The organism is Marinobacter alexandrii, assembly GCA_039984955.1.
Taxonomy (GTDB): domain Bacteria; phylum Bacteroidota; class Bacteroidia; order Cytophagales; family Cyclobacteriaceae; genus Ekhidna.
In genome coordinates this window covers 895,905-908,145 of the sequence record JBDWTN010000007.1, presented here as the reverse complement: position 1 = coordinate 908,145, position 12,241 = coordinate 895,905, and the positions used below count along the sequence as shown (strand labels likewise).

At 41.6% G+C, this 12,241-nt stretch carries 7 protein-coding genes; all 7 read left to right on the top strand.

The window, feature by feature from the left end; translation table 11 throughout:
- Positions 1-2 precede the first annotated feature (2 nt).
- The 7 genes from ABJQ32_10185 to ABJQ32_10155 are packed head-to-tail and all read left to right on the top strand — an operon-like array spanning position 3 to position 12,221.
- A complete protein-coding gene (locus tag ABJQ32_10185; protein MEP5290010.1) occupies positions 3-293 on the top strand; it encodes a PAAR domain-containing protein in 291 nt (96 codons plus the stop codon).
- Between the two features lie 6 nt (positions 294-299).
- The gene (locus ABJQ32_10180; GenBank protein MEP5290009.1) at positions 300-707 is read left to right on the top strand and encodes a GPW/gp25 family protein; all 408 of its coding nucleotides are present in this window, start codon (positions 300-302) and stop codon (positions 705-707) included.
- Complete coding sequence (locus tag ABJQ32_10175; GenBank protein MEP5290008.1) at positions 707-3,799, top strand: baseplate J/gp47 family protein; 3,093 nt, start codon at positions 707-709, stop codon at positions 3,797-3,799. Before ABJQ32_10180 ends, ABJQ32_10175 begins: the two co-directional genes overlap by 1 nt.
- A gap of 4 nt (positions 3,800-3,803) precedes the next feature.
- The gene (locus ABJQ32_10170) at positions 3,804-4,889 is read left to right on the top strand and encodes a hypothetical protein (GenBank protein MEP5290007.1); all 1,086 of its coding nucleotides are present in this window, start codon (positions 3,804-3,806) and stop codon (positions 4,887-4,889) included.
- Positions 4,882-7,926: an NHL repeat-containing protein gene (locus ABJQ32_10165; protein MEP5290006.1), complete on the top strand. Its 3,045-nt coding sequence runs from the start codon at positions 4,882-4,884 to the stop codon at positions 7,924-7,926. Before ABJQ32_10170 ends, ABJQ32_10165 begins: the two co-directional genes overlap by 8 nt.
- 21 nt (positions 7,927-7,947) lie before the next feature.
- Positions 7,948-11,121, top strand: a complete 3,174-nt coding sequence (locus ABJQ32_10160; protein MEP5290005.1) for a peptidase G2 autoproteolytic cleavage domain-containing protein — start codon at positions 7,948-7,950, stop codon at positions 11,119-11,121.
- Complete coding sequence (locus ABJQ32_10155) at positions 11,106-12,221, top strand: hypothetical protein (protein MEP5290004.1); 1,116 nt, start codon at positions 11,106-11,108, stop codon at positions 12,219-12,221. Before ABJQ32_10160 ends, ABJQ32_10155 begins: the two co-directional genes overlap by 16 nt.
- Positions 12,222-12,241 lie beyond the last annotated feature (20 nt).

Genomic DNA, 12,241 nt, shown 5'->3' with positions numbered 1-12,241 from the left:
CCATGGGAGCAGCCGCCAGAGTAGGAGATATGCATACATGCCCAATGACAACAGGTCCGGTACCACATGTTGGAGGTCCTATCAATCCACCAGGTGAGCCAACCGTGTTGATTGGAGGAATGCCGGCGGCAAGAGTTGGGGATATACTGGTGTGTGTAGGATCACCTGATACCATAGCAATGGGTTCGGGTACTGTCATGATCGGTAGTATGCCTGCTGCCAGAATGGGAGATACAACAGCGCATGGAGGATCTATTGTAGTAGGTTGTCCAACGGTATTAATTGGAGATTGAAAACAAATGGAACAGAATAATTCACTATTTCATGGAACAGGATGGTCGTTTCCTCCAGACTTTTCTCAGGGTACAGGAGTGGGGTTAGTCCATGGCGAGTCAGATATCAACGAAAGTCTGGAAATACTTCTCTCGACACAACCTGGGGAGCGAGTAATGAATGCCGATTTCGGTTGTGATCTCACCCCATTGCTCTATGAACCGCTTACCCTTACCCTTCAAACCATGATCAAGGAAATCATCGAAGTGGCCGTTCTCTATCATGAACCACGAATAGAAGTGTTGGACGTGACTTTTGAAGAGGTAGATGAAGAAAACGGACTGATCCTGATTGACATAGAATATAAGATCAGAACAACCAATTCGAGATACAATCTGGTTTATCCATTCTATAAAGATGAAGGAGCAAATTGATGAACAATAGAGTAGGACATAGTAGTAAAAAGATAAACACGGATGGAACCAGTCAGGGAGCCCGGTCAAGTAGATCACTTACACCTTCCTCTTTTTTAGTTGATGACAGAAGTGTTGATGACCTCATGGAATACGTAGAGAAGTATGCCGATGTGATCCAATACTACGACCAGCAAAACAGACCAAATGGTTCCTGGCGTTCTTTTTTTCAGGAAGAAGCTGGAGATCATCCACACTTTAAGCTTTTTAGGGCTTTTTTAGAATGTTTTAAGCATACACAAGCTCATTTAAACACGATTCCGAAACGACACCTTGACCTATACTTGGATAAGATCATTGGCTTTAACACTAAGAAAGCCATTCCGGATAAAGCTTATATCACATTTCAGCTTGCCAAGAATATCGGGATGCATAAGATACAGAAAGGGACATCTCTTCAGGCCGGAAAGGATAAAAACGGTAAGACGCTTTCATACAAAACAACTAAAGATATTGCCTTAAATCAGGCAATCATTGAAGAATCCAGATCCATTTTTATTGATTCGAATAATGGAGAAGTAGAATCAGGGAAAAAAATATTTTCTTCTATCAGAGAACTCCCTTCAGGTACCGAATGGTTTGCGTTTGGTAGCCCTCCATCTTTATCTGATCCAGATACGGTGATGGATAGAACAACGCTTGGATTTGCATTGAGCTCGCCACTTTTTTACTTGCAAGGAGGCCATCGAACGATTGAGATTAAGATTCAATGTGAAAAACAAGCTTCTGATAATCAATCGGAATGGTCGTTGGATCAAGGCAAACTTGAGCGAGCGCTTATTGTCACCTGGAGCCAGGAGGAAGATTGGTCATCCCCTTTGGAAGTAGATCTTGAAATCAATTTCGAACGTGAGATAGAATTAACTTTTCTGTTGGAATTGGGAGCAGATGATCCGGCTTTTGTAGTAAATGAAGAACTATTTATGAAAGAAGCTATTGCATCAAAATGGCCACTTCTCAAAGTACATATTAATCCGTCAATTGGCATACCTGACATATTCCAATGGTTAATGGTCAAAGAGATCCACATTGGGATCAAAGCTTCCTCTTTTCCGTATTTCACGCTTCAAAGTGACCATGGAAAACTGGACCCTTCCAAACCGTTTAACCCTTTTGGCCTTTCTCCCAAGATTGGTTCCTCCTTCTACCTTGGAAGCAAGGAAATATTTTCCAAATCCGTTTCCTCCGTTGATATAGATCTGGAATGGATGGAGTTACCCCCAGAAGGGTTTAAAGATCATTACCAGGCTTATGGAAAAGTTGATACATCAAGTTTTAAAATGGGCACTTCCATTTTAGAGAAAGGCAGTTGGCAGCCGTTGGCAGAAGGGGTGCCACTTTTTGAGGAAACACAAATAGAGAATGAGGGGACGGAGAAGAAAATAGTTGTGAACGAAAACCGGTCGATTGTGATGGGCCTCAGCGATCGACAGCTTATGCTGACTAATGATTATAAAGAGGAGATTTACCGATCAACTACTGTAGATGGCTTTCTTAAAATGGAACTGAGTCATCCAGTTATGCCAATGCAGGCATTTGGGCACAGCGAATTTGTGGGATTGAATACAGCAGCTATTCTGAGTCTTACCAATACTACGGATGATGATGGTGATTTGGCATTACCCAAGTCACCCTATACACCTATGGTTAAATCCATTCAATTATCCTACTCCGCTGAACAAAATATTTCGGTACATACGTCTAACGATGACGTACAATTTTTTTATCTGGAACCATTTGGAAATAAACAGGTATCGGTATCTCATGGGCTGCTCTTGTTTCCCGAGTACACAGAGCAGGGGTATCTGTTTTTAAAGGTAACAGGATTGAAGCCGCCCCAAAATTTTTCCATTCTGTTTCATATTGCAGATGGATCTGCTGATCCAAAGGAAGAGGCAAATATTGCCTGGAGTTTTCTGACAGAAAAGGGCTGGAAGAGTTTTTCGGCTTCACAAGTACTCTCCGATACAACAGAAAAGTTGCAGGTGTCAGGCATCATAGAATTTGAGATCCCGAAGGAGGCTTCTCAGTTAGCCACCCTAATGCCTGAGAGTGCCTTCTGGATCAGAGCCAATGTCACGAATTACAAGGCGGTAGGAAAATTCATTTCTTTAGGGACTCAAGCAGTCGAGGTGGAGTTTGTTGATCAGGAGAATGATCCGGATCATTTAAAACATCCGTTACCAAAAGACAGAATCAATAAGCTGGAAAATAAGGATTCGGCCATCAAAAAAATCTCACAGCCCTTTTCATCCTGGGGTGGAAAGATCAAAGAATCTGGAGATGATCTTTACATCCGGGCAAGTGAGCGATTGCGGCATAAGAACAGGGCAGTTACCACCTGGGATTATGAGCGGATTATATTGGATCGGTTTCCTTCTATCTACAAAGTAAAATGCTTGGGGCATACGAATCTATCTGGTGCTTATGCTCCCGGAAATGTGACACTTGTGGTTTTACCTAGAGTACTGAATCGTACAGGGGTCAATACGCTGGCTCCCAAAGCGACAGGCAAACTGCTTCTGGAGATCAAAAACTACATCAAGAACTATGTTTCTGATTGGGTGGATGTTACTGTACTCAATCCTGAATACCAGGAAATACGGGTAGAATTCAATGTAAGCTTTACTGTAGGCGTAGACAAAGGGTATCATTTACAATTGCTTAATGAAGAGATCATTGGGTTTCTGTCACCATGGATCACAGACTCTTCCAAGGAGATTGTATTTGGTGGGAAGATCTACAAGTCAGCCATTATTGACTTTATTGAGCGTAGAAAATACGTGGATTTTATTACTGACTTCAAATTCTTTTCAGTAGACAAGGAGGAAGGAATTAATAGAATGACGGTTACAAGAAAGGATTCGGATGAATCCGAGCCATTAGGCCAGATTGATTTTGAGGTATTTCTAGAGCCTGAAGTAGCCGAACCCAGGGATGCGAAATCCATTCTTATTTCAGCATCATCACATCAGATCAACATCGTAGATGGTAGTAGAGAACCTAAAGGAATTGGAACCATGGCAACAGAGGTAGAACTGCTAATCACATGAAGTCATGACTGATCGAGAAGAAAAAAGCAGAAACGAACTGAAAAGCTATTTTCAGACCGGTGAACGACCTAAGCACGAGCATTTTAGCTATTTGATAGAAGCATTTGTGCACAAAAAGGAGGACGGTATTCAGGTTCCGGAAAATGCAGAGAGCTCAATGGAGTTTGGTCGTGATGTCAGAGTGGGAAGTTTAGATGCTCCTAAAAATCTGGAATTGACGGGGAGGATTCAAACACAAGATAATTTGCTGACGATTGGAAAGATGGATGATGGATCGAAAGAGGCTTTTCAGTTGTCGGTACAAGGAGATTTGGTAGCAGAAAGCCTGTTGATAGGAGATCATCATTTTACAAAGGACCAACTTCAGATTAAGGGATCTGTCCATATCGGGAAAGCGGAAGCGAATGGAGAGTTGAATGTATTTGGACAGGTAAATGCAAGCCAATTGATCATCGGTTTATCCTCTGATGTAGTGTCAGAATTCAACAGTGCTGTGGTGTTTCATCAGCAGGTGGAATTGAAAAGTACAGATTCCACGTCATTATTTATAGTTGACGGAGAAATCAACGCAAAGAACTTGGTGGTAACTGATGTAGTTAGAGCCAGCAAACTGGAAGGTGAGCTGGAATGGACAAACATCAACGGAGTTCAAAACATTAGTATTCCAACTGGGGCCATCATTATGTGGAGTGGTTCTTTGGATCAAATTCCACATGGGTGGATTCTCTGTGATGGAGAAAATGGGACACCAGATTTAAGAGACAGGTTCATAGTTGGTGCTGGTGAATCTTATGAAGCGAATGCTACAGGAGGACTGAATAATGTGGCACTGAAGATAGAAGAGCTACCGGCCCATACACATAGTATAAGCAACTCAGGTAATCATAGACATAGCTATTCAAGAGGAGATAAAACAGGCGATGGAGCAAAAGGTAGTGGAGGAGCTTTAGATGGCCATACGACACAGGATAGTGAATATGCAGGAGCCCACTCCCATACTGCAGATAAAACTGGGAAAAACCTACCTCACGAAAACCGTCCACCTTACTATGCTTTGGCTTTTATCATGAAAATAGAAGAAAATGAGTAACACGACCATGTCCATGCGAGAAATATTAAAAAGCTATTTCCAAGTAGGAAAAAGGCCTACTGCCGAGCAGTTTGAACAACTGGTTGATGAGATGATTTCTCGCACTGATGATGAGATTTTTGTTGATGAGGTAACCAAAAATGTAGGCTTTGGCATTCAAAACCCATCAAATAAACTAGATGTTTCAGGAAGTGTGGCTATCGGGTCTAACTATGCTGGCAAAAAAGAAGTGCCCTATGTTAATAGTTTGATAGTAGAGGGCAGGGTAGGCATAGGGATCAAAAATCCAAAGGAAAAACTACATGTCGAAGGGACCATTGTAGCAAACGATCTTTATAGTGAGAATACAATTGAAGTACGGGACGGATTAATAATAGGTACTTCCTACGTTGACAAAAATGAAGATCCCAACAACGGACTTTTAGTAGAAGGAAATGTAGGAATAGGTACCACCCATCCAACCGAAAAGCTGGAAGTGAAGGGAGCAATTAAAGCAGAGAAAATTTCAATAAGTGGTGGTTTTAGTGTTGGAAATACCAATCAGGCAGAGCCAGGGACCATCAGATGGACAGGAGAGGATTTGGAGGTACTGAATATAAGTGGAGCATGGCAGTCTTTGACAAAAGGATCAGGTGAGAGCATGTGGGAAAGGACTGAAAAAGGAGAAACACGATTGCAAACGGAAAAAATAGCAATAGGAAAAAAAGAACCATCCAATACATTAGATGTATCAGGGAACCTGAGTGTAGGATTTCCTTCCAGTAGTACACAAGAAGCGCCAGCCAGCGGACTTCTGGTGAACGGAAATGTAGGAATAGGAAAATATCCAGACAAGGACGCAAAGCTAGATGTAAAGGGAGCGATCCATGCGAAAGCCATCTACGTCAATGGAGAGGAAATTACCCATGGAGAGAGTTCAAAAGTAAATCCAATATCAGAGCTAATATTACAAAATGACGAAGGTAGCTCAAAGCCAATAACTGATGGAACCTTAATTCCCATAAAGGAATTGTCCGGATCATTCATTTTGAAACTGTCTGTTCCTGAGGCAAAGAAATTAAATGATCAGAACCTTGAAGTTGTCTATTACGAGCCCTATCTGTTTCCGGTAGGCGTGACAATAGATCATAATATGCAATTACAGGAGACCCAATCTGGTTGTTCAAGTCCTTTGCAGCTAAACTATGAAAAGCAATTACTTGATGATTTCACTGTTGAAATCACTCTCTCCAAAAAGGTACTTGACTATATAAATGGAAAGTTAGATAAAGAAGCCGCAATAGAAATTGGAATAAATGGCAGTCAAATCATGCCTGAGCTGGCAAATACGACGATCAGCTGGAAAATAACTCCCGATCTTGAGTTTATTGAATCCTGGGGAGGAGTTGGTGACAATAAGAACGAGTCACTCTTAAGCTCTTGGGGTATTACTGTTTCGAAAAAGTCAGTATTTGTTGTGGATCAAATCTATCACAACATCAAAGAATATGATCTAAATGGACAATTTCTACGGCAGTATGGTAACTTGTTTATGCTTAGAGATGTATGGCATCATTTCCGAGCTCTTGCAATAGACAGTAATAAAAGGATTATAGCGTTGAATGACAATGTAATTCTATTGCATGACGCAAACGGCAGGCTTATTGATAAATATGAACGCAGAGGACTATACTTTGAAGGGTTAAGTATTGATCAATTTGATAACATTTATGTTTCAAGCCGTCGCACAGTCTATCAATTCGACAGTGAGTTAAAATCCCAAAAGACATTTGATATTTATAAATTCTTCCCTTTAGAAGAAGAAAGACACCTTAACTCCATTCACCTGAATAATGTAGCGGTAGATGCTGAAGGAAATGTCTATGCCTGTGAAAGGGAACTGTTTTTTAAATTCGATTCCGAAGGGAATCCAGTGAAATATTGGAAAATTGCTAATAGCTATCAACTACGGTTTATTACCTCACAAGATCCAAGCAATACCCATTTATATACAGTAAGTAATCGAAAAATAAACCGCTATGATTCGGAAGGGTTGCTGGATAGTGATTGGTCTGGCCTACTTCAAGATTTGTATGTCAGAGATGTTCGTGTTGATAATGACAACAATGTTATTGTATTGGAAGAGAATGGAGGGATTATCAAGTTAAATCCATCAGATGGTACGAGAGAACAGGTATGGACAAATGAGAATCAATTATTACAATCTCCTCAATTTTCCATTCCATGTGGCGATGATCAATACCTCCTATTTGATTCTGGTGGTCATCATTCTGAAAGAGGATTAAAAAAACTCAACCCTTCATCTAGTGAAATAGAGAAAATTTCTAAATATGCTGATGAACCCGGAAACTTTATCCATCCCCGGGGGATAGCAGTAAGCCAAAAAGGCCACATTTATGTGGCTGATATGTCTAATCATCGGATCCAGAAATTTAAGCCGGGTAAAAACCCTAAGTTCGAGACTATTGGATCCCAAGGTTCCGGACCAGGGCAATTCGAAAGCCCTGTAAGTGTTGCGGTTTCAACTGACCACAAATTGTATGTGGTAGATAGAGGTAATTCAAGGGTACAGATCTTTTCAGAAAATGGTGAGTTTCAAGGATACTTAAGGAATTCTAAACTTGATGAGATGGTCCATCATGATAGGTCAAGTATTGCTGCACGAACCAACGTCTATTTTGGTGATTATAGGAACAGGAGGATTTTGAAGTTTAGCCCCGCCGGAGAATTTATCAAGGAATGGAAAATTAGGGGTATCCATGAAGATGTAGACGAACTTCTACATCTAAGTTCAAGGGGCGGAATCGGACTCGCGCTTGACCATCAGGAAAATGTATACATATATAGTCAAGCTTTAGGATACCTGGAAATATATGATAATGAAGGTACATTAATCACCTCACTGGGAAGTCTTTTTAAGAAGGATCAATCCATAAATCATTTAACCAGTGGAGGTATCGCCGTAGACGATCAGCAAATGCTTTATGTATTAGATGCATTCCAAGTACAAAAATTCCGAAATAACCTCAAGAAATAAGTACCACTAAATGCAACCACCATGAGTACACTAAAAGGGAGAAATCGATTAAAAGACTACTTTGAAACAGGCAAACGGCCTACAGAAGCTCAATTTGCTGAGCTTATTGATTCATTCATTCATCAATCGGAAGATCAGGTCAATGTCCAAAAAGGAACCAATAACATTGGCATAGGTAAACAACCGTCTAGTGACAGTAAGCTGGATGTCAATGGAAGCATAAATGCTGAAGGTTTTTTTTTAAATGGTAAGGATGTCAGTCAGTTTGGAAAATGGGAAGAGGCGACCAATCCCTCCGATGTATATTATGCTCACGGAAAGGTCGGAATTGGAGTGTCAAACCCGACAAACCCGCTTCATATTCAAGATGAGAATGAAAGTATCCTTAAAGTGGAGACAACAAGGAATCGCTACAGCGCCAGACTGCATGTAGTGGCACCTGGTACTGACGGATACGTTGGAGCCTACAGCTCTAATTATGGTGATCCACAGCTAAATGGTAAAGTCGTACTCAATAGTTGGGATCGACCTGTTGCACTTCAAACAACGAATGCCGAACTGGAGTTTTGGACTGGGGGGCGAGAACAACTGACGATTACAAGAGAAGGCAATGTAGGGATCAATAATCCTGTGCCAAGGGAAAAACTTGAAGTAGAAGGAGGGATAAAGATCGGACAATCACGTACCAACCTACCAGGTACATTGAGATGGAACGGTCACGATTTCGAAGGAATGACCCATGAGGGATGGAAGTCTCTTACCTTTTACGAGTCTTCAGAATGGAAGCGAGCGGAACTGGGCAGAGGCATTTACGCAGATGAAAGCCAGGTAGGAATTGGTGCAAAAAGACCAGCTGCTAAGCTGACAGTCGAGTTGGAAAATGGGAAAGGTCCTGAACATCACCTTTCGCAAATTGGTAGCTACAACCTCTTGTTGAAATCCAACAAGACAACAGCAGGTACAATGGTCGGGATCGCATTGCATCCAGGGACGGATGATGAGCCTATTACCAATGTTTTTTCAGCGATCACAGGAAAAAGGGTCAACAATTACAGTGGAGAGATAGGTTTTGTAACGCAAAGTGGAACTAATAGAGGAGAAATCTCTCAAAAGATGGTTATCCGCCCTGGTGGCCAGTTAGGAATAGGGGTAGATACTCCTAAAGAAAAATTAGAAGTAGACGGAGCAATGACTTTAGGAAACACTCAAAATAATGCTTCAAAAGGAACCATAAGATGGACCGGAACAGACTTTGAAGGGAAAATCGGAAATCAATGGATATCCTTTACAAAATCAGATACTTGGACTAAAGGCTCAAACAATCGGGTCTATTATACTGATGGAAACGTAGGAGTAGGCCTAACAAATCCAAAAGAGAGACTAGAAGTAGATGGTGCGATCAAAATTGGAAGAAGTGCACTAAATCAACCTGGCACTATTCGCTGGACTGGCTCTGATTTTGAAGGCAGGACAACTGATGGTTGGAAATCCTTGACCGAAGGAATGGAAGGCGCTACCTCTTGGAAAAAATATGAAGATGACTTAATGTACTATGAAGGGAGAGTTGTTGTTGGGGGAGGATTTGCTCAGGCTAGCTTACATGTGCAAAACGGGGGATTGATCGTGGAGGGTGAAGGGTTTGCTACTGAAAAGAGGGGAGGTGGTCATCGCATGATGTGGATTCCTGAGAAGTCTGCGTTCCGAGCTGGTTATGTTACAGGAGATCGCTGGGATCCTGAGAATGTTGGATTTACATCGTTCGCTGCAGGTCATAATTCGCATGCTGCTGGAATGTATTCTGTCGCATTGGGATCCGGTAGTGTGGCTTCAGAGCAATCATCGATGGTTTTTGGCCACTTTAGTGAAGCATTTGGGCGGCAATCGTTAGCGATGGGTAATTCGTCAAAAGCGCATGGTTATGGAGCTGTTGCAATCGGTTCTCAAGTAAATGCAAATGGTACTAATTCCGTAGCGATAGGTTTTCGCTCCACCGCTTCAGGTAATTATGCAATGGTTTTGGGACGTGAATGTGTTGCTTCTGGTCCGGAATCAATAGCATTGGGTTATTATGCTACTTCAGAAGGAAGTTCCTCTTTTGCTGCAGGGAGCCGATGTACATCTTCAAACTTTGGTTCTGTTGCGATGGGTGTGAACAGCATCGCCAGTGGAAATTCTTCCGTTGCATTTGGACAAAACTGTGATGCAAGTATGGCTTATTCATTTGCAACAGGTCATAGATCTGAAGCAAGGGGGTGGGCATCTACTGCTATAGGCGAAGGGGTAGTGGCTACCACCCGATCCTCCCTAACCGCAGGAATGTATAATCAAATCAAAGGGCAGAATAGCGGAACTAGAGAAGATGAACCCATATTTATAGTAGGTAACGGAATAGATAATAATAAGCGTTCTAATGCACTCGAGCTCAATAGAAATGGGGATCTCTACATAGCCGGTACAGCCTACAATCAGAACCAGGATTACGCAGAGTATTTTGAATCAAAAAATGGGAAGCCTATACCTGTTGGCACTACGGTAGTATTAGAAGCAGGAAAAGTCAGACCAGCCAAAAAAGGAGAATCACCTTTCGGAATTATATCAGTAGGCGCTGGAATAGTCGGAGGAGTTTATATGGATTGGCCTGGTAAATATCTCAAAGACGATTATGGTCAGAGAGTCATGGAAAAGATCAAAGAAGAGATCTTGGTGCCTAAGACGGAGAAGGTGAAGAAAGAACGGCAAAAAGTGGAGAAAAGAACAATAGAGGAGATAGTAACCACCTATGAAGTCGTGAAGAAAGGAAAGAAGTATGTCGAAAGACCAGTTGAAAAGAAAGAGAAAAGAGAAGTGGAAGAACCGATGTTTAAAACAGTACAGCTATTTGATGAAAGTGGGAAAACCAAAGTAGGTGAGCATCAAATTCCAGTGATAGAAACCTATGAAGAAGAAGTTCCAGTATTGGATAAAGAAGGAAGACCTATGATGGTAGGTTCTGGAAAATTTGAAACGATGGAGCGTCCTAAGCTAAATCCGAAGTATGCCCCTAACAAACAATACATAAGCAGGGAAAAAAGACCCGAGTGGAACTGTGTGGGACTTCTGGGTCAAATCCCTTTAAAGAAAGGATCGCCTACTGCTCCTTCCTGGTTCAAGATCAAAGACATTTCTAAAGAAGTAGAGCTATGGATGGTGAAGTAAATCAGGAAGAGAAAAGCAGTCGAGATCGCCTAAAAGATAAATTCCAACCTGGAGATAAGCCAACAGATGAAGATTTTGCATTGGTCATTGACTCATTCCTTAACCCGGAAGATGATGGCGTTGACGTTGACGAGCAAACGTTTAAAATATTAAGGAGTCAGGTTTTGGTGAATGCACTGGATGCTCAAAGCGGATTCATCAAGGAGTTAGAGGTCAATGGAGTGTTGAATGTTGGAACCTTAAACGTGGATGGAAACAAGGTAGAAGAGGTCTGGAAAAAGGTTGAAGACAAGGCCAGCTTTACCGGTGATATTACGATTGATGGAGGACTTAAAATAGGTACTGGCACTTCTGGCAGCATTTTATCGGATGGTTCAGCAGTCTTTAGCTCGATAAACGTTGGGTCACTGAAACTTGGAGATGATGATCTAATCATCCATTGGCAGTCATTAGATGATGAAAACGATGGTATAAAAAGAACGGGTCCTGTTCAGATTGATGGGACTGCAACGGTTCCTCTTCTTGAGGTAAAAGGTGACGGAACGTTTCAAACATTAGGTATTGGTGGACAAGTTCAATCTGGTGAGGTACTTTCAATTACGGGCGAGGTGGGTATTAAGAAACCTCCTAATTCTTCTATAAATATGCTCTTTAAGGTAGGCGGAGAAGGCCAATTCAACGCCTTAGGTATTGGGCAACCTCCTCAGGAAAGCGAAGTACTTTCCATTGAGGGAAAGATGAGCATTTCAAAACCTCCCACTGACCATACGGATCCCTTATTGGTAGTAAACGGTGAAGCAAGCTTTCAAGCTATACAGCTGGGAGGAAAAACCCTCACACACTCTCCCTGGGCTGAAGAAAATGAGATTGCAAAATATACCGGACAAGTTGATGTGGCAAAGAGCATAACGTGTGACAATGTAATAGTAGGTAAGGTTGATCCGTCAACCGAAGTGCTTACTACTGGGACACTTAGCCAGGCATTGGCAGAATTAGAAGCTAAGATGGACAATCTTGATCTCAAAAATTACTTAACCATACTACATAAAGTCCTCATACAGGTCAACAATGAAATAGAGGGTTTAAAACCATCAGAATAAATACAACTTAAATACAAAAA